This window comes from Sorangium sp. So ce281 (genome assembly GCF_051527395.1).
Classification (GTDB): Bacteria; Myxococcota_A; Polyangia; order Polyangiales; family Polyangiaceae; genus Sorangium; species Sorangium cellulosum_B.
In genome coordinates this window covers 3,044,731-3,067,768 of record NZ_CP150322.1, presented here as the reverse complement: position 1 = coordinate 3,067,768, position 23,038 = coordinate 3,044,731, and the positions used below count along the sequence as shown (strand labels likewise).

The 23,038-nt window shown below is 72.3% G+C and carries 19 protein-coding genes and 1 pseudogene; 9 read left to right on the top strand and 11 right to left on the bottom strand.

All coding sequences use genetic code 11. From position 1 onward, the window contains the following. Positions 1-47 precede the first annotated feature (47 nt). Positions 48-686: a glutathione S-transferase family protein gene (locus tag WMF27_RS11810; protein ID WP_437768760.1), complete on the top strand. Its 639-nt coding sequence runs from the start codon at positions 48-50 to the stop codon at positions 684-686. 331 nt (positions 687-1,017) lie between these two features. Here WMF27_RS11810 and WMF27_RS11805 read toward each other — a convergent pair whose 3' ends face one another. Both WMF27_RS11805 and glgX read right to left on the bottom strand, forming a co-directional pair. Then, entirely contained in the window at positions 1,018-2,448 is a 1,431-nt protein-coding gene (locus WMF27_RS11805) for a serine/threonine-protein kinase (protein WP_437768761.1), read from the bottom strand. Between the two features lie 166 nt (positions 2,449-2,614). Then, on the bottom strand, positions 2,615-4,966 hold the full coding sequence (gene glgX / locus WMF27_RS11800) for a glycogen debranching protein GlgX (RefSeq protein ID WP_437768762.1): 2,352 nt from the start codon (positions 4,964-4,966) through the stop codon (positions 2,615-2,617). Between the two features lie 297 nt (positions 4,967-5,263). Here glgX and WMF27_RS11795 point away from each other — a divergent pair, with 297 nt between their 5' ends. After that, on the top strand, positions 5,264-6,916 hold the full coding sequence (locus WMF27_RS11795; RefSeq protein ID WP_437768763.1) for a 4-alpha-glucanotransferase: 1,653 nt from the start codon (positions 5,264-5,266) through the stop codon (positions 6,914-6,916). Between the two features lie 230 nt (positions 6,917-7,146). After that, positions 7,147-8,454, top strand: a complete 1,308-nt coding sequence (locus WMF27_RS11790) for an ammonium transporter (protein ID WP_437768764.1) — start codon at positions 7,147-7,149, stop codon at positions 8,452-8,454. A 103-nt stretch (positions 8,455-8,557) separates the two neighbouring features. Here WMF27_RS11790 and WMF27_RS11785 read toward each other — a convergent pair whose 3' ends face one another. Further along, positions 8,558-9,202, bottom strand: coding sequence for a hypothetical protein (locus WMF27_RS11785; RefSeq protein ID WP_437944150.1), 645 nt, complete (start codon positions 9,200-9,202; stop codon positions 8,558-8,560). A 384-nt stretch (positions 9,203-9,586) separates the two neighbouring features. Then, entirely contained in the window at positions 9,587-11,776 is a 2,190-nt protein-coding gene (locus WMF27_RS11780) for a substrate-binding domain-containing protein (RefSeq protein ID WP_437768766.1), read from the bottom strand. A 338-nt stretch (positions 11,777-12,114) separates the two neighbouring features. Here WMF27_RS11780 and WMF27_RS11775 point away from each other — a divergent pair. After that, a pseudogene (locus tag WMF27_RS11775) lies at positions 12,115-12,327 on the top strand (sigma 54-interacting transcriptional regulator); the annotation flags it as partial. Positions 12,328-12,799: 472 nt separating this feature from the next. Further along, a complete protein-coding gene (locus WMF27_RS11770) occupies positions 12,800-13,138 on the top strand; it encodes a hypothetical protein (RefSeq protein WP_437768767.1) in 339 nt (112 codons plus the stop codon). 49 nt (positions 13,139-13,187) lie between these two features. Here the strand turns inward: WMF27_RS11770 and WMF27_RS11765 are convergent, their stop codons facing one another. The 6 genes from WMF27_RS11765 to WMF27_RS11740 form a co-directional block, all read right to left on the bottom strand. After that, complete coding sequence (locus WMF27_RS11765) at positions 13,188-13,691, bottom strand: hypothetical protein (protein ID WP_437768768.1); 504 nt, start codon at positions 13,689-13,691, stop codon at positions 13,188-13,190. Between the two features lie 286 nt (positions 13,692-13,977). After that, positions 13,978-14,388, bottom strand: coding sequence for a GFA family protein (locus WMF27_RS11760; protein ID WP_437768769.1), 411 nt, complete (start codon positions 14,386-14,388; stop codon positions 13,978-13,980). A 96-nt stretch (positions 14,389-14,484) separates the two neighbouring features. Further along, entirely contained in the window at positions 14,485-14,877 is a 393-nt protein-coding gene (locus tag WMF27_RS11755) for a DUF2809 domain-containing protein (RefSeq protein WP_437768770.1), read from the bottom strand. 171 nt (positions 14,878-15,048) lie between these two features. Next, positions 15,049-15,594: a hypothetical protein gene (locus WMF27_RS11750; protein WP_437768771.1), complete on the bottom strand. Its 546-nt coding sequence runs from the start codon at positions 15,592-15,594 to the stop codon at positions 15,049-15,051. Then, positions 15,584-16,090, bottom strand: a complete 507-nt coding sequence (locus tag WMF27_RS11745; protein ID WP_437768772.1) for an RNA polymerase sigma factor — start codon at positions 16,088-16,090, stop codon at positions 15,584-15,586. The genes WMF27_RS11750 and WMF27_RS11745 overlap by 11 nt, the downstream gene beginning before the upstream one ends. Positions 16,091-16,139: 49 nt before the next feature. Continuing rightward, complete coding sequence (locus WMF27_RS11740) at positions 16,140-16,271, bottom strand: hypothetical protein (RefSeq protein WP_437768773.1); 132 nt, start codon at positions 16,269-16,271, stop codon at positions 16,140-16,142. Positions 16,272-16,502: 231 nt separating this feature from the next. Between WMF27_RS11740 and WMF27_RS11735 the strand changes: the two genes are divergently transcribed. After that, entirely contained in the window at positions 16,503-17,993 is a 1,491-nt protein-coding gene (locus tag WMF27_RS11735; RefSeq protein WP_437768774.1) for a L,D-transpeptidase, read from the top strand. Positions 17,994-18,059: 66 nt separating this feature from the next. On the opposite strand, the gene WMF27_RS11730 is transcribed toward WMF27_RS11735, so the two are convergent. Further along, complete coding sequence (locus WMF27_RS11730) at positions 18,060-18,935, bottom strand: STAS domain-containing protein (protein ID WP_437768775.1); 876 nt, start codon at positions 18,933-18,935, stop codon at positions 18,060-18,062. Between the two features lie 149 nt (positions 18,936-19,084). On the opposite strand from WMF27_RS11730, the gene WMF27_RS11725 reads away from it, so the two are divergent. The 3 genes from WMF27_RS11725 to WMF27_RS11715 all read left to right on the top strand — a co-directional run bounded on the left by WMF27_RS11725 (position 19,085) and on the right by WMF27_RS11715 (position 22,997). Next, positions 19,085-19,774 (top strand): NUDIX hydrolase, encoded by a 690-nt coding sequence (locus tag WMF27_RS11725; protein WP_437944149.1) that lies wholly within the window; start codon positions 19,085-19,087, stop codon positions 19,772-19,774. 307 nt (positions 19,775-20,081) lie between these two features. Further along, on the top strand, positions 20,082-20,912 hold the full coding sequence (locus WMF27_RS11720) for a protein phosphatase 2C domain-containing protein (protein WP_437768777.1): 831 nt from the start codon (positions 20,082-20,084) through the stop codon (positions 20,910-20,912). Positions 20,913-21,035: 123 nt separating this feature from the next. Then, positions 21,036-22,997, top strand: coding sequence for a hypothetical protein (locus WMF27_RS11715; protein WP_437768778.1), 1,962 nt, complete (start codon positions 21,036-21,038; stop codon positions 22,995-22,997). Positions 22,998-23,038: the final 41 nt, after the last annotated feature.

Sequence of the window (23,038 nt, the reverse complement as noted above, 5' to 3'; positions counted from 1 at the left end):
AGAAGCTGGCGTGTTCGTCGTCCGACGGCGAGCCGACGGGAGGTGTCATGGAACCGCTGGTGCTGTATCTTGGTACGATGACGTATTCGACCTGGTCGCTCCGCGCCTGGCTCGCGCTGCAGCACACCGGCGCTTCGTTCACGGAGGAGGTCATCGCCCTTTACCAGCCGGGGTCGCGCGAGGCGCTCCTCCGGCGCTCCCCCTCGGGGCGCGTGCCGGCGCTGCAGCACGGCGACCTCGTCCTCTGGGACTCCCTCGCGATCTGCGAGTATGTCGCCGAGCTCTTCCCCGAGGCGCGGCTCTGGCCGGGCGATCGTGCGGCGCGCGCGCTCGCCCGGTCGGTGTCGAGCGAGATGCACTCCGGGTTCACGGCGCTCCGCAACGCGATGTCCATGGATCTGCGCAGGGAGATCGCCCCGATCGCGCGCGACGCCGCGGTGGACGCGGACATCGACCGTGTCACGTCGATCTGGACCGAGTGCCGGCGGGCTCATGGCCAGAATGGGGAGTACCTCTTCGGGCATTTCACGATCGCCGATGCCATGTTCGCGCCGGTGGTCACGCGCTTCCGCACGTACGCGGTCCCGCTCGCGGGCGCCGCGGCAGCGTACGCCGAGACGATGTGGCGGCACCCTGGCCTCGCGGCGTGGGTCGCGGCTGCACAGACGGAGTCGCTGGCCGGCTAGTTCTGCCCGCGAGAGGTCCGGCCAGGGATAGGGAGAGATTTCAACGCAAAGTCGCAAAGACGCAAAGTCGCAAAAAAGAGCAGATTTGTGAATTTTTGCGTCTTTGCGTCTTTGCGTTCACCACGCTCTGGTACTCGTCGACCAGGCGCGCGTCGGTCAGCTGGGAGACGATGCTTCCGCTTCCCGTCACGACCCTATCCGACCCGGGCTCCGCCTTCAGCTTGCGCGCCTCTGCCGCGAGATCGCCCTTGAGCAGCCGCGCGCGCGAGGCCGCCGATCTCCGCGCGACCTACGAGCTACGGCGCGGCGAAGAGCGGTTCTCGATCGACGCTCAGAAGATCGCGCTCTTCCCCGTGCCTGCGTCGGTCGTCCGCTTTCGTGAGGGCGCCTTGCCGGTGCTCGCAGGCGCGCCGGACGCGCGGACGGGGCGCGCCGCGGCCGGCCGCGGCGCGGGCACAGGAGGCGCCGGGACGGGGCGCTCCGCCTGCGGCGCCGCGGGCGCCTGCGCCACGAGCGCGCCGCGGGTGGCGGCAAGCACCTCGTCGCTGATCGCCCGCAGCTCGGCGGTGGCGTCAAGGCGCTGCGAGGGCAGCGCGGCGGTGAACGAAAGCCCCAGCCCGAGCGCCACGACGAGGCCAGCCGCCGCGAGGCGCAGCCCCGTCCGCCGCGCCGGCGCGGCGGGCGCCGGCGCGCTCGGCGCAGCCGAAGGGCCGACCGCGGCCACGAAGGCGGAGATCATCGGCGCGATCGAGGGGAATCGCTCCGCCGGATCCAGCGCGAACGCGCGCGCGAACCACGTCTCCAGCTCCGGCGGCACGCCGGGGCACACCGTCGACAGCGGGGGGCGCGCGCCCTCGAGGATGGAGGCGAGCACATCGGCGATGGTGCGGCCGGCGAAGGGCTGCCGGCCGGTGAGCGCCACGTGCGCGACCACCGCGAGGGCCCACATGTCGAGCTGCGGGTCCGCGTGCCCGTCGCACGTGTGCTCCGGGCTGAGGTAGCCCGGCGTGCCCAGCACCACGCCCTCCGCCGTCTGGCGCGGGAAATCGGCCGCCAGATCCTGGCGGATCCACTTGGCGATCCCGAAGTCGGCGACCTTGGCGCGCAGGCGCCCGTCGCGCCCCTCGCGGAGCAGGATGTTCGACGGCTTGATGTCGCGGTGCACGATCCCGAGGCCGTGCGCCACCGAGAGCGCCTCTCCGATCTGACGGAGGAGCGCGGCCAGCTCGGCCGCGGGCACCGGCCCGCGCTCGTGGATCAGCTGCCGGAGGGACCTGCCGCGCACGTACTCCATGACGAGGTACGGGCCTGCCTCGGCGTCCTCGCCGGCGTCGTGCACGGTGACGATGAAGTCGGTCTTCCGCCCGAGCTGGGCCGCGACCTGCGCCTCGAAGCGGAAGCGCTCCATCGCGTCGATGGCCAGGTTCTGGCGCGGGAGCACGAGGAACTTGAGCGCGACATCGAAGCGCCGGACGCTGTCGTGCGCGCACCACACCTCGCCCATCGCGCCCTGGCCGAGCGGATGCACGAGCCGGTACCGCCCCGCCACGACGCGGCCCGGAAGCAGCGCCGCGCGTGCCTCGTCCCGCCCTGCGCCGCCCGGAGCAGGAGCGCTGAGCGGCGCAGGCTGCCCGCCCAGCGTGGTGGCGTCGCGCGCGGCATCTCTTGCCGAGGAATCGGGCGGTCGACCCAGGGAGGGCGGCTGCAGCACGCCGGTGACCTTCGTGCCGCCGCCATTTCCCGGACCGGTCGATGCGTCCATCGGACAACGACCTGAGGAGAGGGGCGACGACATGGCCTCCAGCGTATCGCGAATGCGGATGCCTTTGAACGGCGAACACCCCGCCCTCCTCGCGCACGTGCACCTGGAGGCCCACGCGTCAGCGTCGCGAGGCGCAGCGCTGCTGTACTTGTCAGCGCCGGGACGACTACGCCCGCTGCGCCTTCACCCGCTTGACCTTCTTCTTCTCCTCCTTGCGCTCCAGGAGCCGCAGCACCGCCACGGACCGGTCGACGAGCAGGTAGCGCTCTCCCCCTGCCCTCGCGGGCACCGTGCGCGCCGGTTCCCCGGCGGTGCGGGTGTCGATGAGCACCTCCCACCGCTCGCCGAACTCGATCGCGGGCAGCACGAACTCCAGCGGCGAGTGGTTCGCGTTGATGAGCACGAGCAGCGTGTCGCCGGAGATCGGCTCGGCGTGCGGCCCGCGCGCCGAGAGGGCGTCGCCGCCGAGCAGGTAGCCGATCGCCCGGGCGTTCGGGTGGGTCCAGTCCTCCGGCGTCATCTCGGCGCCGTCGGGGCGGAACCACACGATGTCCTTGAGCCCGCTCCCGTGCACGTAACCGCCCGAGAAGAACATCCGCCGGCGCAGCACAGGCTGGCTGCGGCGCAGGGCGATGAGGCGGCAGGTGAACTCGAAGAGCTGCATCCGCCGCTCGTCGAGGTCCCAGTCGTGCCAGGAGAGCTCGTTGTCCTGGCAGTAGGCGTTGTTGTTGCCGAGCTGCGTCCTTCCGATCTCGTCGCCGGCGTTGATCATCGGCACGCCCTGCGAGAGGAGGAGCGTCGCGAGGAGGTTGCGCTTCTGGCGCTCGCGCAGCTCGACGACCGCGGGGTCGCTGGAGGGGCCCTCGACGCCGTGGTTGTAGCTGTGGTTGTTGTTCGTGCCGTCCCGGTTGCACTCGCCGTTCGCCTCGTTGTGCTTCTCGTTGTACGAGACGAGATCGTTCAGCGTGAAGCCGTCGTGCGCCGTCACGAAATTGATGCTCGCGTAAGGGCGGCGCCCGCTGGACGCGTACAGATCGCTCGACCCGGTGAGCCGATAGCCGAGGTCGGCCGCCAGCAGATCCCCCTTCCAGAAGCGGCGCACCGAGTCGCGGTAACGGTCGTTCCACTCCGTCCAGAGGACCGGGAAGTTGCCGACCTGATAGCCGCCCTCACCCACGTCCCACGGCTCCGCGATGAGCTTCGTGCGCGAGAGGACGGGATCCTGATGGATGATGTCGAAGAACGAGCTCAGGCGGTCGAAGTCATGGTGACCGCGGGCGAGCGCCGACGCGAGATCGAAGCGGAAGCCGTCGACGTGCATCTCGGTCACCCAGTACCGCAGGCTGTCCATCACCAGCTGGAGCGTCTGGTAATGACGCGTGTTCACCGTGTTCCCGCAGCCCGTGAAGTCCATGTAGTAGCGCGGGTTGTGCGGCACGAGCCGGTAGTAGGTCCAGTTGTCGATCCCCTTCAGGGAGAGCGTCGGGCCGAGGTGGTTCCCCTCCGCGGTGTGGTTGTACACGACGTCGAGGATCACCTCGATGCCGGCGGCGTGGAGCGCCTTCACCATCGCCTTGAACTCGGTCACCTGCTGGCCGAGCCGCCCGCTCGACGCGTAGCGGCCCGCGGGCGCGAGGTACGCGAGCGTGTTGTAGCCCCAGTAGTTGACGAGGCCGCGCTCCCAGATCTCGCGCTCGCTCGCCATCTCGTGCACGGGGAGCAGCTCGATCGCCGTCACGCCGAGCTTCTTGAAGTGGGCGATCGCCGCCTCCGAGGCGAGCCCGGCGTAGGTGCCGCGCAGCTCCTTCGGGATGCCCGGGTGCCGCTGGGTGAAGCCCTTGACGTGGACCTCGTAGAGGATCGTGTCCTGCCAGCGCGTCGCCGGCGGCCGGTCGCCGTCCCACGCGAAGCGGTGGTCGACGACCACCGACTTCGGCGCGCCCCAGGCGCTGTCGCGGTGGCAGATCTCCAGGTCGTCGAGCGAGGCCGGCGGGGGCGGCGGGGGCGGCAGCGTGGAGTCCTTCCCGCGCGCCTCGGCGGCGCGGCGATCGCTCGCCGTCTTGCCCGCGCGCCCGCCCTCGCCCTTCTCGGGCGCCGCGCCGTCCCGGCCCGCCTCCCTGGGCCGGCCAGCCCCGCCCTCGCCGCGCTCGGGGTGCCCCCCGCGGTCGTAGGCGAAGAGCGGCGCCTTCCAGTTCGGCTCGCTGGAGAGCGCGCACGCGTAGGGATCGACGAGGAGCTTCGCCGGGTTGAAGCGCTGCCCGGAGCGCGGGTCGTAGGGCCCGTGCACCCGGTAGCCGTAGAGCTGGCCGGGCGTGAGCCCCGGCACGTAGCCATGGAAGACGTGGGCCGTCCGCTCGGGGAGCTCGATGCGCTCGCGCTCCACGACATCGTCGACGGCCTCGAAGAGGCAGAGCTCGACCTTGGTGGCGGACTGGGAGAACAGCGTGAAGTTGACCCCCTCGCCGTCAAAGACGGCGCCGAGTGGGGTGGGCGTGCCGGGCCATATGCGTCTGGTCATCTGAAAAACCTGTGAAGCCGCCCTATTCGCGAGATCGGCGCCGCTGTCGAGACACAAGCGCGCGCGGCCTGATTTTTCGGTCGCCGCCCCCGGGATCGCCCGCCGCCCGGCCGCTCGGCGGGCCCGCCCTCGCGCCGCGCGCGGCGTCGCGGCCCTCCTGCGCGAGCTCGGCGGCGGCGGCTCGGCAGCGGCGGCGGCGCGACGGCGCTACCGCACGGTCGCAGAAGGAGCATCCAGGGCGGCGCGACCCGGGATAGACTTCGCCCCCGAACGCCTGGAGCCAAGCGAAAAACGCCCATGTCTTCCCCCTCTGCTGAAAATCAGTCCCGGAGCTCATCGTCGCCTCCCGTCCCCGGTTCCGGCACGCGCCGCCGCATCGCCGGCGTGACCGTGCCGCTCTTCTCCCTGCGCAGCGATCGCTCGTGGGGCATCGGCGAGATCGGCGATCTCCCCGAGTTCGCCGCGTGGATGCGCGCCGCTGGCCTGCGCCTCGTGCAGCTCTTGCCGCTCGGCGAGGTGTCGGGGGGCGAGACGTCGCCGTACATGGCGCTCTCCGCGTTCGGGATCGATCCGATGTTCATCTCGCTGTCCGCCGTGCCCGAGCTCCCGGCCGAGCGCCTCGGCGAGGCGCTCGACGACGACCTCGGGGCGCTCGATCGCGCGCGGAGCAGCGCGCGCGTCGACTACGATCTCGTGCGCCGCGTGAAGGGGCGGGCGCTGCGCTTCGCCTTCGACGTGTTCGAGCGCGAGCACCACGCGAAGCAGACGCCGCGCGCGGCCGAGCTCGGCGAGTTCGTGAAGCGGCAGTCGGACTGGCTGCCCGACTACGCGCAGTTCCGCGCGTTCAAGGACGCCTTCGGCGGCAGGGCGTGGTGGGACTGGCCCGAGGCGATCCGCGAGCGCAGGCCGGAGGCGCTCGAGGCGCTGCGGCGCGAGCGCGCGCGGGACATCCTCTACTACGAGTACGTCCAGTGGCTCGCGCACGCGCAGTGGGAGGCGGCGCGCGCGGATCTCCGGGGCAAGGGCGTGGAGATCATGGGGGATCTCCCGTTCATGGTGTCGCGCGACAGCGCCGACGTGTGGGCGCACCAGGGCGAGTTCCGGCACGACATGACGGTCGGCGCGCCGCCCGACCAGTTCGACACGGAGGGGCAGCGGTGGGGGCTCCCGCCGTACTTCTGGGCCCGGATGCGCGAGAACGACTTCGCGTGGCTCAGGCGGCGCTGCCGCTACACGGGGCTGCTCTACGACCGGTTCCGCATCGATCACCTGGTCGGCTTCTACCGGACGTACATCTTCCCGGAGCAAGGGCAAGCGGCCCAGGGGGCCGAGCGGCCCAGGGCGACCTTCGATCCCGCGGAGGAGGCGGAGCAGCGCGAGCACGGCGATCGGGTCGTGCGGGCGATGCTGGCGGGGGCGGCGGAGACCGGGGCGCAGCTCGTGGCGGAGGATCTCGGCGCGGTGCCGGGGTGGGTCCGGGAGTCGCTCTCGGAGCTCGGGGTGCCGGGCTACAAGGTGCTGATCTGGGAGAAGCACGACGTCGTGTTCCGCGATCCGGCGGAGTATCCGGCGCTCTCGGTGGCCTGCTTCGGGACGCACGACACCGACTCCGTGGTGGTGTGGTGGGAGTCGCGGGACGACCGGGAGCGCGCCGGGGTCCTCGATCTGCCGCAGCTCGCGCCGCGCCGGCAAGAGCTCGGGCCGCAGTTCACGAAGGAGACCCACCGCGCGCTGCTCGACCTGATCCTCGGCTCGAAGAGCGAGCTCGTGCTGCTGCTCCTCCAGGACGTGCTCGCCACGCGCGATCGGATCAACGTCCCGGGGACCGTGGGGCCGCAGAACTGGTCGCTCCGGCTGCCGGCGCCGCCGTCTGCGCTCGATCGCGATCCCGAGGTGCGGGCCGCGCTCGATCGGGTGCGCGAGAGCATCGAGTCCAGCGGACGCGGATGACGCTTCATCTCCCGCCGCCTCACGCCCCCTCGGGCCCACCGGCGATATAGTCTCACTGCAAATCCATCGACCCGCTGTAGAAGCGAGTCGGCCAGCGCGCTGACCGCGGAGGCGCCCACGCGCTGACTCGCTGCGTCGTCGCGGTACGCTTCGTGCTGTCGCGAAGTATATGCCGACGAAACATTCCGGAAAACTGCCTTCTCTTAGTGTCGCCGTCGAGGAGGCCACCAGTGAACGAAATCAACGCCTCGGACACCACCTGGCTCCTGGTCTCGTCGGCAATGGTTCTGCTGATGACGCCAGCGCTGGCCCTGTTTTACGGGGGCATGGTCCGAACGAAGAACACGCTCAGCACATTCATGCACAGCTTTTTCGCCATGGGGATCGTGACCCTGGCGTGGGTGACGCTCGGGTACTCGATGGCGTTCGCCGAATCCAAGGGCGGGTTCATCGGCGGCCTCGACCACGCGTTCCTGAACGGCGTTGGCACCGAGCCGCGCGCCGGGATGACGGTGCCTCACCTCCTGTTCATGGCGTTCCAGATGATGTTCGCCATCATCACGCCGGCGCTGATCTCGGGCGCTTATGCGGAGCGCATCAAGTTCTCGTCGTATGTGGTGTTCACGCTGCTCTGGTCGCTCCTGGTCTACAGCCCGCTCTGCCACTGGGTCTGGAACCCGGGCGGGTGGCTCCTCGCGCGCGGCGCGCTCGACTTCGCCGGCGGCACCGTCGTTCACCTCTCCTCGGGCGCGAGCGCGCTCGTCATCGCGATCGCGATCGGCAAGCGCAAGGGGTACCCGACGCGCAAGATCGTGCCGCACAACCTCACCATGACGCTGCTCGGCGCCGGCCTCTTGTGGTTCGGCTGGTTCGGCTTCAACGGCGGCTCCTCGCTCGCGGCGAACGGGCTCGCCTCCGTGGCGTTCGTGAACACGCACATCGCCGCGGCGATCGCGGCGCTCGCGTGGGCCCTGATCGAGGCCGTGCGCTTCGGCAAGCCGTCGCTCCTCGGCGTGGCGTCGGGGCTCGTCGCGGGCCTCGTCGCCATCACCCCGGCGGCGGGCTTCGTCGGCCCGATGGCGTCTGTCGCGATCGGGCTCGCGGCGGGCGCGGTGTGTTACGGCGCCGTGATGCTGAAGGGCAAGCTGGGTTATGACGACAGCCTGGACGCGTTCGGCATCCACGGCGTCGGCGGGCTGCTCGGCGCCCTGCTCACCGGCGTGTTCGCCTCCACGGTGTGGAATTCGGCCGGCCAGGACGGCCTCATCAAGGGCAACACGGCGCTGCTCACCGAGCAGGCGATAGCGGCCGTCGTCGCGGCGACTTACGCGGCGGTGGTCACCTTCGTGCTCGTGAAGGGGATCAGCGCGGTGATGGGCTTCCGGGTCGACGAGGAGGTCGAAGACGAGGGCCTCGACGGCGCCCTCCACGGCGAAGAGGCCTACTCGCTCGGCGAGGGCGGCGCTCACGCCATCGAGAGCGAGCCCCCGGCCGCCAGGCCGGCGGCGGCGCCCGTCTTCGTGCGCGAGAGCGCCTGATCCAGCGCAGCGGAGGCTCGCTCGCGGAGGCCGCCTGGCGGGTGCCAGGCGGCCTTCGTTGTTTTGTCCCCTTTGGCTCCCTGCCCTTCCTGGCAGGGAGCGGTCACCTGCACGTGAAGGCGGGCTCGCCGGTCTCCTCGCAGCCGTGCTCGCACGTGACCTTGGCGCACCCGCAGCGGCGCAGCCCTCCGCGGTCGCCGTCGGCGCGCTGACCGCAGTCCTCGCTCAACGTGCGGCACTCGTCCTGGCAGCGCTCCTTCTGGGCGGGCGACGGCGCGCAATCGACGACCGCCGCCCCGCCGGAGGAGCCCGCGCCGCTGCACAGCTCGACGGACGCGACCTGCTCCAGCAGCGGGATCCTCCCCCCGATCATGCATTGAGCGTGCGGCTCGCAGACGTGGTCCCGCAGCACCGCCAGCACGCGGACGCGCTGCCCGGTCAGCGCGCGCCAGTCGGGGCCGAGCCAGCGCTCGGCGTCCTCGCGCGACAGGATCCTCCCGGCGATGAGGGGCTGCGAGCCCTTCGTCAGCGCCAGCGTACCGACCCAGCGCTCGCGCGCCGGCGCGTCGCCAGGTCGCTCCCCCTCGGTCGACGGAGACGCCGGCGGCGCGCCGGCGGGCGCGGCGCTCGCGGCGGGGGCCGGCGCAGCGACCCGCGCCGTCGAGGCGACCCGCGCCGCCGGCGCCGTCGAGGGAGGCGCGCTCTCCGCGCAGCCCATCGCCCCGGCGCAGCACGCGCCGGCCAGCACCCCGCGAAGCCATCGCCGCAATCCCGCCGAGACGGGGTGGAGCCGCGGGGAGCGCATTGAGTTCGTGGAAGGCACAGGACATTTTTACCATACGCCGGCGTGCCTGCGCGCCAGGGCGCGGCGGTCCGGCGGAGCGGGCCGCCCGCCGGCCGCTGCTTGGCGCCCGCGGCGAGCAGGCTCGAGGACAGCAGCGTCTTCGCCCACCCGATCCAGAAGACGTCGCCAAACACGCTCGCCGCGCGCAGCACCTTGCGCGCCTCGCCGTCCACCGTGGGAGACGACATGCACGTTCGAGACGTGCTCACCGCCACGCGAGACCAGCGCGGGCGGCACGCCGAGGCAGGAGGCACAGCGCTGCGCGCGCTCAGCGCGACGCGCGGAGCGTCACACCGCTCCTCCGCGACGCCCCGTGTCCGAGGTCGCGTTGCGCGACGAACGCGGCGGCGCTTCCGCCGCGTCATTCCGCCTCGTGCGGAGCGAGGGGACGCCTGTCGACACGAGGTCCTCGAGCGCCGACGCCAGCGACTGGTGGCTGGACAGATCGCCGAGGTGGATATCGAGGGCGACGAGGCGCATCGCGAGCTCGGGGCGCACGCCGACGAGGCGGACGCGGGCGCCGAGCAGGGAGGCCGCGCGCTGCGTCTGCCCGAGCGCGTGGGCCACCTGGGCGTCGATGCTCGGGACACCCGTGATATCGAGCAGCACGCAGCGCGCCCCGTGTCGGCCCACCCCGTCGACCACCCGCTCGAGCATCTGCCGGGCGCGATCTCCGTCGAGCTCGCCGACGAGCGGGACGAGCAGCACGCCAGGCATGAGCGGGAGGAGCGGGCAGCCGAGCTCGCGCACCGCGGCCGAGAGGGTGTGCTCGCGCTGATAGGCCTCCTGGAGGCTCGCGTGCTGCTCGGAGAGCGACTGCACGAGCGCGTCCCGCTCGAGGGCGGCGCCGAGGAGCGCCCCCCAGATGGAGATCGTGCCCTCGTCGCCGGCGACCTCGATCGAGCTCGGGCCGACGATCGCGAGGACCCCCCAGTCGTGGCGGAGCGTGCGGATCGGCAGGAGCGTCACCATGAACGGGCCGCCGGCGGTCGACGCTGGCAAGCGCTCGGCGGGCGGGAAATCCTCCCGCGCGCAGGCGGCGCCGAGCGAGGGAGTCGGGCTGCCATCGCGGCTGTAGGCGCCGGCGATGACGAGGCGCGCGCGGGTCGCCGGGTCTTCCCAGAGCGCGAGGCAGCCCCAGACGGCGGCGGTCGAGTCGAGCCAGGAGAGCGAGCGCGAGTCCTCCTGGCTGCCGCCGAGCAGCGCGAGGCTCACCTCGTGATCGGACCGCGTGAGCGCCCCGAGCTCGTCGACGAACTGCCGCTCCATCTCGACGCGAGCCAGCATGAGCGAGAGGCGCAGCCGCTCCTGGAACGCCTCGGCTCGCTCCTCCGCGGACTCCGCTGCTTCCCTGTCCAGGCGCGCGCGGCGTCGCTGTCCGGACCGGCCGAGGAGGCGGACGATCCCCATGAGGCTCTCCACGTCAGGCGTGAGGCGGACGGCCTGCTGACAGGCCTCGTCGATCTCGGCCGCGGGCGGGGGCGCGGCGCCCTCGAGCGCCGCGGCATATCCAGCGATCACGGCGGCGACACCGGGCCAAACGGCCGTCGGGGGCGTCTCGGGCGGGAGCGGCAGGCGGAGGAGCAGCTCGACCATCTGCCGTGCGATGGCGCCGAGGTCGTCGTCGGGCGCCGCGCCCTTCCGGTGGAGCAAGCCGCGGAGCGGGTCGCACCCGCACGTCCGCCGCCTGACGAACGTGGTCGGCGCGAGCACGGGCCCGGACGGCACGACCTGGCCTGCGAGCCGCGCCAGCACGAGCTCGTACGCGAGCGCTCCGAGGGCGTCGAAGCGCTGGCGCACGGTCGTCAGCGGAGGGGTCGACCACTGCGCGTCGGTGATGTCGTCGAAGCCGATGATCGCCAGATCGTCGGGGATGCGGTATCCGGCGGCCTGGAGGGCCGACATCATCCCGAGCGCGTTCTTGTCCGTGGCGACGACCGCGGCCGTGAGCTCTCCCCTGCGCGCGATGAGCGCCTCTGCGGCGCGCTGGCCGCCGGAGTGCCAGTTGTTGTCGGCGTCGAAGACGAGGCCGGGATCGAAGGGGATCCCGCTCTCGATGAGCGTCTCCATGTAACCGTCGAAGCGCGCGCGGATGTCGTCCTGATCCATGCAACCGACGAACGCGATGCGCCGGTGTCCGTGCTCGATCAGGTGGCGCACCGCGCTCCGGACGCCCTCGCGGTTGTCCGGCATGACGGTCGGACAGCCCGCCTCGGGGGCGCAGGAGCTGACCGTGACGAGCGGGACACGCGCCTGCGCGAGGAGCTCGATGCCATCCGTGGCGAGCACGACGATCCACCCGTCCACCTGGTCCCGGGCGAGCGAGGGCGCCTGGACGTACGCTGGCGTGCCGCGTACCACCAGGACACGATGGCCGCGCTCCTGCGCCGCCTGATGGATCCCCCTGAGGACGGAGGTGAAATAAAAGCCGTCGAGGAAGGGCGTGAGGACGCCGATGGTGGTCGGGCGGGAGTGCATGGGCTGCGGGCTCGCGGGCGTTGAAGAGGATGGGCCGGATGCTACTCGAACCGGGCGCCCGGCGGCGTGCGAGGTCGCGACGTGCAGGAGCGCGCGTGTGGGCGGGCGAACGCGCCAGAAGATGGATCCAGCGCGGGGGACTGCCAGACGGCGCGCGGCACAGGATGCTTGTTGCTCACCGCGAGCAGCGAGCCTCCGGGCACCGGCCCAAGCTGCTGGGCTAGCATGGCTTTCGCCGGGAGGAGCGAGGCCTGTTGAACACGGCGGGCAGCAGGCTTCGACCCCCGGATCTCGGTCGACCACGGCGCCGACGGAGCGCGCCAAGGCGCTCGTCTTCGGAGAGCGAGCTCTTCGGCCACGAGCAGGGGGCGTCGCCGAAGGCGCTCACCATGAAGCACGGCCTGCTCGAGGCCGCCGAGGGCGGCACGCTCTACCTCGACGCGATCGGGGATCTCCCGCTCGGCGTGCAGGTCAAGCTGCTGCGCGCGCTGGAGGACCGCGAGGTGGTCCGGCTACGGAGCCCGGTGCCGGTCGATGCGCGAGCGGCGGCGACGGCACTCCCGATCTCCCTGCCCTGATGGACGCCGCCGCGTCCCTCCGCCCCACCAAGAGAGCCCGCGCCTCGCGCCAGACCAACGAAGGTACGATATAGAGCGACAAGCCCCCCTACGCCCCCGGTGCGAGCAAGCCTCGAGCGCGGCACGGGCCAATTGCGTGTTCTGCACAACAGATGCACCGATTGCGTGTCCTGCACAACAGATGCGCACGCAATGCGTGCTCCAGACTCGCCGAGCACGTCGGGTCGCTCTTTTCATGTTGGCGCGCAACGTGCGAGCCTGGGGATCGTGCAGGGCCGGACGGCAAGGCGAGGAGGGTGTTTGTATGAGCTCAATCCATCCCGGTGCGGCAACGAACGCAGTCGCAGCGTCCCTGGCGCGCCCCGCGGCGAGCGCCGGCGCGACCGTTAATCCAGGCGCAGGGGCGCCGGAGCTCTCCGGAGGGGAGCTCGAGCCGCCACCCAGCGTGACGCGCGCGCTGGCCGCCACGGCGGAGTCGGAGGGCACCGAGCGCGCTGCTTCCTGGGAGCTCTGTACCGCGATGCTCGCGATCGCCACCGGCTGGCTCGCGTGGACGCTGCCGGCGCCGAGCGCCCGTGACGTGCTGCTCGTCGCGCTCTGCCTGGCGCTCGTCGCGATCGAGCGCCGCAGGGCCGGCGCGCACTTCAGGAAGGCGATCGCCGCGGCCGCGGGCGCGCGCGGCGCGACGGCGGGCGAGGCGTCGCGCGCGGCCTGGCGGCTCGACGCGGCCTTCTGCGCGGCCCGCGCCACGGGGCGAGGCGCGATGGGCGAAAGGCGCCGCTGAGCGAGCTCGCCCGCCGGAGGGGCCTCGCGCGGCCGGGATCACCGGCACATCACGAGCACGCCTCCCCTGGCGCCGACCCGCGCGCTCCTCCGGGCTCGGCGTCGAACGGCGAGCCGGCCTGTCCGCACCGCGGGCGCCACCCTCCACCCACGTCGCGCTCGCGGAACTCGGGGCGCAGCTCGCTGCGCGCGTCGGCCACGAGCAGCTCGCACGGATCGAAGTAGTGCGACGTCCGCGCCTGCGCGGCGATGGGCGGCAGCTCGCCAGAGAACTCCGGCACTCCGGGGCAGCGATGGTGCCAGAGGGCATAACGCTCCGGGACGTCGCCGAAGCAGAGCACTTCCTTTACGCCGCCGTTGCAGTTCGTGCTCACGACGAGCACCGGCGCCGGCAGCGGCGCGAAGCGGTGCACCCGGAGGACCACGTCGTGGTGGAACTCGCCCTGCTTCCAGTGGGCGAGGAGATCGAACTCGCCATGTCGATCCCGGATTTCCTGCAGCAACGACCCGAGATCCATGGCATCGGCGAGGGATTGAACTGACGCGTTCATCATGGCGACCTCTCCTTCGACGGTAAGCGTTGCCGATGGTGTAGCACGGCGCCCGGGCGGAGCCGGGACGCGGGGCTCTCCCTCGGTGGCGGAGCACGCGGGAGCGGTTCGCCCGCGCCGCCGACATCGGGAGAGAGCGCGTCGAGCAGCTCCTCGTCGAGGCGATCGAGCCCATCATCGTCTGCAACGCGCCCTGAGCGCCGCCGGCGGGGGCGACGCCGGCGAAGGCCCCTGAGGAGAACGCGGCCTGCAGGGGCGGCGGCTCGATCAACGCGATCGGAGTTCTGGCCTAAACGGTGGTCTTGCCGGCGCGGTGCTCGGTGGCCCCCGGGATGGCGGGCAGCCACGGCACGCGGTGCGCCGTCCAGAGCTGGAAGGAAGGCGGCGGCAGGTCGCCCGGCCGGTCCATCGTGCCGAGGAAGATATCGAGCTCCCGCGCGCCGTCGCGGCGCCAGAAGAGCGACGAGCCGCAGGTCGAGCAGAACTGGCGGACGGCGAAGCTGGACGACCGATACGTCGCAGGCGAACCGGAGAGCAGCTCGAGCTGCTCGTCGAGGTAGGTGGCGAACGCCGGCATGGGCGCGCCGGACTGGCGCCGGCACTGGGTGCAGTAGCAGATGTTGACGCTCACCGGCGCGCCGCGCGCTCGGTAGCGGATCGCGCCGCACAAACAGCCGCCGGTGTGGTGAGCCTCGGACATGGCCATCGCCTCCTGGTTCCTGGAGCTCGCGACCGCCAGCCTGGCCTCTCGCGGCGCGCGCGGCAACCGGCGCGCGCGCTCGGCGCGGCGCAGGCATCAGGCGGAGCCCCGGAGCGGCCGGCACAGCCCATAACCCAGCACGCAACCGAGGCCATACAGCGCGAAGTCCGCTGGATCGAAGCCGCCGTTCGCGCCGAGCAGGAGCCGCCCCGGGGTGGTGCTGCGCGCGGCCCACAGCCACGGGGCCTCGCTCAGCTGGAGCAGCTCGATCCCACACGTCGCGGCGAAGACCGCGAGCGCCAACCGGTGCGTGCGCGCGGCGATCCACACGATCTGCGCCCCGGCGATCCACACGACCTCATAGAGCACCGCGCCGGCGCCGTTGCGCAGCCACGCTGGGCCGCCGTGGAACCGGGTGATCAGCCCGACAGGGACGACCGCCACGATGACGAGGGCCAGCGCGAGGCGCTTGCGAGCGGCTTCCGGCATGCGGAGAGCCTACAGCGGTTTCCGCCCACCTCTGCACAGCCGCAGCAGAGCGGCGGTCACCCGCACAGGAGACGGGCCCAGATCGGCGTTTTCGGCGCGGAAGCGCACTCCTGTGCGCTGAGCACCGAAAACGTCGAGATGGGCCCGTATCCGAAGCGGGTGACCGTCGCTCTAGCGCGCAGGGCGGAGCGCGAGCGGCGCGGTGCCGGTGAGCAGCCCCGCCGCGAGGGCGACCACGCCACCGAAGCCGACGCAGGCGCAGCCGAGCGCGCCCGTCAGGGCGGCGACGCCGCACGCCGAGGCCCAGGAGGCCCCGAGCCGCTCCGACCGGCGCAGCACCCGCGAGAGCAGCACGCCGGCGGCGACCCCGCCCGCCAGGCAGGCAGGGACGCAGATGGATACGCACCCTTCCGGGGTGCACAGGTGACCGTAAATGCGCGCCGCGTGCGCCGCTGCGAAGGGCACGAGGCCCGCCGCGACGCCCGGGAGCACGCCTCGCCCGAGCTGCTGCCCGCGCCACGAGAGCAGCGCCGCCGCGACGTAGAGCGCCGCGCCGAGGATCGCGGTGGTGACCGGACGGTCGCTCATCAGCGCCGCCACGAGCGCCACGGCGATCGTCGGCGCCGCTGCCCAGGCGGCCCTCCTCGCCCTCCCCCGCTCGTACGCGCGATAGGCCCTCTCCTTCAGGCTCAGGGCCGCAAGCGCCTCACGTTCCATAGATCCTCCTCCACGCCTCCCGCAGGCGCGCGAACGCGCGCTCGCGGCGCTTGCGCAGCGCCGCGCTCGACACCGACGGATCGCGATCGACCTCCAGCAGGGTCGCCCTCAGCGTCTCGCGATCCGCCTCGGCCAGCGTGCCGAGCACCTCGCGCGCCGCGTCGTCCAGATCCCGGGCGATCGCCGCCTCCTCCGGCGTGGGCACGTCGGCCGCGATCGACGGGACATGCTCGTCCGGCGCCTCCCTCGACCGGGACCGCCGCCGCCGCGCCGTGCGGCACTCCCACGTCGCGATGGCGAGCGTCCAGGTCAGCGCGTCCCCGTCGGGATCGAACGAGCTGGCGCGGTCGAACACCTTGAGCAGCGCCTGCTGGGCCGCGTCCTCCGCGTCCGCGCCGCCCCCGAGCATGCGGCGGCAGAACGCGCCGATCGCCGGCCAGAGGGCGGCGTAGACAGGCTCGAACGCCGCGCGATCGCCGTCGGCGAGGCGTCTCATCGACGCGTTGAGCAGCGATCGCGCGCGCGGTTCCAAGGGCGCTGGGTGCTCAGCCGCAGGGGCAGTCGGGGCACGGGCAATCCGCGCACGGACAGCCGCCCATGAGCTGCGTCCCAGCATACGCCGCCGTCGGGATTCCGAGGACGGCCGCGATCAGGGTCACCTTGAGCCAACGACGCATGGGATCTCTCCTTTTCTTCTCTGGCCGGCTGTCCTCGCCGGCCTTCCTCGGCTCTAGGCGCGAAGCGGGGCGAGCGTGACACCCGCGGCGATCGAAATCCGGCGGCCAGGCGCCGTCGCCGCAGATCGCCGCACGAGCGACGAGATCCTCTCCGGTCGCGGCGCAGGCGCCTTCGTCCAGACTGGCACGTCGTTCCGCCGGCCGGGCTCGACGTGCTAGGGTCTCGTGCCTATGTCTGGCCGCTCGTGGTTCGCTGCCCTCGGCGCCCTCTGGCTCGGGTGCACGCCGTCGCGGCAAGAAGCCGGCTCGCGCGCAGACGCGGCCGGGAGCGCGGGCGTGGCGGTCGCGGAGCCCTCGCCCTCCGCGCGCTCCAGCGCGCCGGAGCCGCCGCCGGAGGCGCTGGCCGCCTCGGCCCCGGCCGAGCCGGTCCCGGAGGTGGAGGCGGCGCGGGCGCGATCCGCGCGCGTGTACTCCAAGGGCCGCGAGGTGTGGATCCGGTCCGCGCCGCGGCCCAAGGCCCAGTGGATCGGCATGCTCTCGATCGGCGGCTCGGTCCGCCTGAAGAGCCTCGAGCCCATCCGCGGCGCCGGCGGCTGCCCGGCGTTCTACGCCGTGGAGCCGCGCGGTTACGTGTGCGTCGACGGCGAGCGCGCCACCCTGGACACCGCCGATCCCGTGCGCCAGGCGCTGATCCCCCATGCCCCGCTCGCCGATCGGCCGCTCCCGTACCGCTACGGCGAGTCGCTCGGCCTCAAGCGCCTCCTCCGCGTGGACGGCATCGACGCGCCGGCGTGGCCCAAGGGGCTCCACGATCTGCGGCACATGCAGGTCCGCCCGCGCTCGTCGGTCGCCTGGACCGAGGAGGTCGAGGCCGGCGGGGCGACATGGCTCTGGGCATCGGATCTGACGTTCATACCGAAGGACAAGGTCAAGCCCTACGAGCCCGCCACCTTCGAGGGGGTGCACCTCGGCGCCGAGGCGCGCCTGCCGATGGCCTTCTTTCGCCGCAAGGCGCGCCCGAAGTACCGCCTCACGGAGGAAGGCCCGCCCGCGAAGACGGACGCCGTGTGGGAGCGCCTCGCCCGGGTCGGGCTGACGGGCCGATCGAAGCGGGTCGGCAAGCTGACGTATCTCGAGACCCGGGACGACGGGCACTGGGTGCTCGGGCGAGACGCGGTCGTCGTCCAGCCGCGGCGGACGCGGAACCCGTGGGGCCGCCCGATCCGGCTCGGCGGCGAGCCGCCCTCGGCGCCGGCGGGCGGGCCCAGGAACACGTGGGTCGAGATCGCCGCCCTCGACGGCTGGCTCATCGCCTACGAGGGCGACCGCCCCGTGTTCGCGACGCTGATCTCGGCCGGGCGCAACGGGGCCGAGGAGCCGGAGAAGGCCGATCCGTTCGTGCCGCCTTCCACGACCCCGCTCGGCCAGTACAGCATCGGCCGCAAATGGGTGACGAAGACGCTCATCACGCCCCACGTCGACGCGGACGACTGGATCGAGGCGGAGGTGCCGTGGAGCCAGCACTTCTTCAGCAAATACCTCCTTCACGCGGCCTACTGGCACGACCGCTGGGGCGAAGGGCAGAGCGGCGGGTGCGTGAACCTCTCGCCGGTCGACGCGAAATGGCTCTTCCACTGGACCGAGCCCGCCGTGCCCGATGAGTGGTACGCGGTCCAGGCCACGCGCGACGACCCGTCCACGCGCGTCGTGATCCATCGCTGAGCCGCCGCCCGGCGCGAGGGTGCGGGAGCGCGCCCGCGCCGCGCCTCGCGCGCCTGCCGGAGGCCGCTATTTCGCCGGCGCGCTGGCCGCCGCGGCGCGCTCGACCCCCTCGCCCGCCGCGGCCATGCGCCGCATGCAGAGCTTGAGTCCGGCGCGGAGGTTGCCGACGGTCGTGACGCCGGAGAGGTCGAGTCCGAGCGCGATCATCGTCTGCGCCACGTTCGCCCGGATCCCCGTGATGATCCCCTCCGCGCCGAGGAGCCGGATGGCCTTGATCATCTCGATGAGGTACCCGGCCGTCCGCGTGTCGACCGCATCGACGCCGGTGAGATCGAGGATCGCGTACCGCGCGTCCTTGCTCACGATCGCCGAGAGCAGGTTGTCCATCGCCTCGGAGATCCTCAGGCTGTCCACCACGCCCACCATGGGGAGGGTCAGCACCTTGTCCCAGACCTCGATGATGGGCGTCGAGAGATCGCGGATGACCTCCTGCTGGGTCTCGATGAGCTCGACTTTCGCCAGGAGCTCCTGCTCGCGCCGCTTCGCCGCGGAGCCGTCCAGGCTGAGGGTGATCATGCCGTCGGGCTCCCCGTTCCCGTCGCGCACGGGGATATGCCATGACTCCCAGGCGGCGCCGTACGCCTCGTAGATGTTGTAGGCGCCTTTCCCCGCGAGCGCCTGCCGGTTCGTCTCCAGCGTCTCCGGGTCATTCGCGAAGAGATCGAGCACGTTCGCTCCGAGGAGGTGCCCCGGCTTCACGCCGGCGGCCTCGAGCCCCCTGCCGTCGTGGAACGTGAAGACCCCCTGGCGGTCGTACCTGCACACGGTGATCGGCAGGGTCTCGAGGATCGCGCGGAGGAGCAGCTGCGCCTCACGGAGCTTCGCCTCGAGCTCCTCCCTCGTCTCCGCCCCCGCCGTGCTCGACCCCGCGTCCCCCGTCATGGGCGCGTTCTACCGCGCCCGCGCGCTGGCCGTCGAGGGGTTGTCGGTCGGTCGATGACGTTTCGCTCGGCCCGCCGAGCTCCGCGGCGCTGGTTGACATGGTGTCCGATCGACACCAAGATTCATGTGCAAATTACACGGAGGGTTGAATGTCGGTCTCCTACGAGCACCCGCGGCCGGCGCTGACGGTGGATTGTGTCGTGTTCGGCCTCGACGAGGAGGACCTCAAGGTCCTCCTCATCCGGCGGGAGCTCGATCCGTTCCGCGGCAGGTGGGCGCTCCCGGGCGGGTTCGTGCGCCTCGACGAGGCGCTCGACGACGCCGCGCGGCGGGAGCTCGCGGAGGAGAGGGGGCTCTCGGGGGTGTTCTTGGAGCAGCTCTACACGTTCGGCGCCCTCGGGCGGGACCCGCGCGAGCGCGTGGTCTCGGTGGCGTACTACGCGCTCGTGAAGCTCGGGGATCACCGGGTCAAGGCCGCGACCGACGCGCGCGAGGCGGCGTGGTTCGCGGTGGACGACACCCCGGCGCTCGCCTTCGATCACGACGAGATCCTCCCGGTCGCGCTGGAGCGGCTCAAGGGCAAGGTGCGATACCGGCCGATCGGGTTCGAGCTCCTGCCGCCGAAGTTCACGCTGTCGCAGCTCCAGCGCCTCTACGAGGCGATCCTCGAGCGCCCGCTCGACAAGCGCAATTTCCGGAAGAAGGCGCTCGGCACCGGGCTGCTCGTGGAGCTCGACGAGGTGGAGCAGGACGTCGCGCACCGCGCGGCGCGGCTCTACCGGTTCGACCGTCGGAAGTACGAGCGGCTCGAGAAGGACGGCTTCAGCTTCGAGATCTGAGGCGGGATGCCCGCTCGCGTGTCAGCGACGCGCTCGAACGCCTCCAGGAAGCGCGGCCGGAACGCCGGCGCCCGGGTTGACAACGTGTACTACGAACACTAAGCTTGGTGTGAAAGACACACGAACGATCGGGCGCTCGCCGGGCGCGGGCGCTGACGGTCGGCGTTGACCGCCGAGCGGACGGTGGAGCTCCGGCGCCGGAAGGACCGCGCGCCCCGGCCTCCGTCTGCCCGGGTCCGGCCGCAGCGCGCCCTCGCCGGGCGCAGAAGGGAACTCCATGCTTGGCGACGTCGCTTACTTGGCTGACATGGGAGGGGGCTCGGCCTTCGAGGTCGCCGGAGGGACGGTGACCGGGACCGATCACCTCGTCGCGGGGCGGCCCAACCAGGACGCCTATGCCTTCCGGGCCGAGGGCGGCTCTCTCGTCGCGGTGGTCTGCGACGGCTGCGGCAGCGGCGCGCGCAGCGAGGTGGGCGCGGCGCTCGGGGCGCGGATCGTGACCGAGCAGGTGCTCGGCGCGCTCCGGCGCGGCGGAGACCTCGATTCGCCCGCGACATGGGAAGAGGCGCGCCGCGGGGCGCTCGCGCCGCTCCGCGACGTGGCCGCCGGCATGGGCGGCAGCTTTGCCGAGGTCGTGTCGACCTTCTTCCTCTTCACCGTGGTCGGCCTCGCGATCTCCGGCGACAGGGCGTGCGCGTTCTCCGTCGGCGACGGCCTCATCGCGCTCGGCGACGAGCTCCTGCGGCTCGGCCCCTTCCCGAGGGACGAGCCCCCGTACCTCGCGTATGGCCTGCTCGATCGGCCGCCCGGCGGCGAGGCGCCGCGCTTCACCGTGCACCGCGCCTTCCCGTCGAGCGCGCTCCGGACTGTCCTGCTCGGGACCGACGGCGCGATCGATCTGCTGGAGTCGTCGTCACGGCAGATCCCGGGGGGCGGCGATGTCGGCCCGCTGTCGAGGTTCTGGGAGGACGACCGGTATTTCCGGAACCCCGACGCGGTGAGGCGGCGGCTCGCGCTCATCAACCGATCGGTGACGCGGCCCGTGTGGAAGGAAGAGCGGATGGAGCGCGAAGGCGGGCTGCTCCGCGACGACACGACGGTGGTCGTCGTGCGGAGGGCGCAGGGCGCCCGCGATTGAGGCGCGGCCCTGCGCGGAGGCGCGGGAGTCGCGGAGGGAAACGACAGGGCGTCTGCGCTCGATCGCGCTCGATTGTGCTCGATTGCGCTCGATTGCGTTTGATTGCGGCCGGAGGAGGCGACTGTGGACGTTTATCTTGGTTCAAAGCGGGTTCGGCTCGACCCTCGGTCCTCGATCGGCAAAGGCGGGGAGGCGGACGTGTTCGACCTGGGCGACGGCCGCGCGCTCAAGGTCTGGAAGACGCCCGATCACCCGGATTACGCTGGGCAGGACGCCGAGCAGCGCGCCGCCGAGGCGCGCATCGAGCGCCACCAGGACAAGCTGCGCGCGTTCCCGCCGGCGCTGCCCGATCAGGTGATCGCGCCCCTCGAGCTCGCAACCGACAGGAGCAGGAAGCGCGTCGTGGGCTACGCCATGCGCCTCGTGCGCGGCGCGGAGCCGCTCCTGCGCTACGGCGAGCCGTCGATGCGCCACGGCGGGCTCTCGTCGGCCGCGGTCTCCGAGGTGCTCGCCCGGCTCCACCGGGCGGTCGCGGCGATCCACGACCGGGGCGTGGTGATCGGCGACTTCAACGATCTCAACGTGCTCGTCGCCGGCGGCGAGGTGTTCGTCATCGACGCCGACAGCTTCCAGTTCGGCCCGTACCTCTGCCAGGTGTTCACCGAGCGCTTCGTCGATCCGCTGCTCTGCGACCCTTCCCTCCCTCGGCCGCTCCTGTCGAGGCCGTATTCGCAGGAGTCCGACTGGTACGCGTTCGCCGTGATGGTCATGCAGAGCCTGCTCTGCGTGGGGCCTTATGGCGGCGTCTTCCGGCCGCGGTCCGCGTCGGCGCGGGTGCCCGAGAGCGCGAGGCCGCTCCGCCGCATCACCGTGTTCGACCGCGAGGTGCGGTATCCGAAGCCGGCCATCCCGTACCGCGTCCTGCCGGACGATCTCCTGGACGCGCTCTACCGCGTCTTCGCCGAGGACCGGCGCGGCGTGTTCCCGCGCCGGCTGCTCGACGCGCTCGCGTGGACGAGGTGCTCTTCGTGCGGCGTCGAGCACGCGCGCCCTGCCTGCCCGGCCTGCGCGGGCGCCGCGCCGGCCGCCGTGAAGGAGTCGACGGTCGTCCACGGCGAGGTGCTGGCGACGCGGATCCTGAGCACGCGCGGGGTGATCCTGGCCGCGTCGATCGGCCCGGGTGGGCTCTCGTATCTCGTGAACGAGGGCGGCCGCTTCCTGCGGGAGGACCGGTCCGTCGTGATGTCCGGCGCGCCGCACCCCGCGACGCGCTTCGCGGTGCACGGGAGCGCCACGTTGATCGGCCGGGGCGGCGATCTCGTGGTGCTCTCGCCGGGGGCCGCGCCCGAGCGGATCCAGGTCGACTGCGTCGGGACGAGGCCCATCTTCGACGTCAACGCGCGCGCCCGCTACTGGACGCGCGGCGGGCAGCTCCTGCGCAGCGGGAGGCCGGGCGCCGCCGCGCTCTCGGGCGAGGCGGACGCCGTGCCGATGGGCGAGGTGCTCGCCGGGCAAACGCTGTTCTGGGTGGGCCAAAGCTTCGGGCTCGGCTTCTACCGCGCCGGGAACGTCTCGATAGCGTTCGTCTTCGACGCCGATCGGCCCGGCCTCAAGGACACGGTCAAGCTGCCTTTCCCGGGCGGCAAGCTCACCGCGGCGACCTGCGTCTTCGACGCCGGCCCGAGCTCGTCGTCGAACGACGGCCGCGGGCGCCCCGACGACGGCCGCGGGCGCCCCCGCGCCGGGCGCGCATGGCTGTTCCTCGCCGCCGAGCAAGCCGGCCGGACCGTGCACCGGTGCGTCGTCGTGCGCGAGGACGGCGCGGTCGAGGCGGTCGCCGACGGCGACGGCGAAGGCGGCTCGTGGCTCGGCGCGCTGACCGGCAAGTGCGCGGCTTCCGGGTTCCTGCTCTCGGCGACCGACAGCGGCGTCGTCCGCGTCGAGGTCCGCGGGGGCGCGCTCGTCGAGACGCGGCAGTTCCCCGGCACCGAGCCGTTCGTCACCCAGGCTTCCCGGCTGCTCGTCGGCCCAGAGGGCCTGTTCGTCGTCGACGCACAGGCGATCACCTTGCTTCGTATCTCGTGAATCCACGCTGAGCTGACGGCCCGCGCTCGCGGGCCGATCGA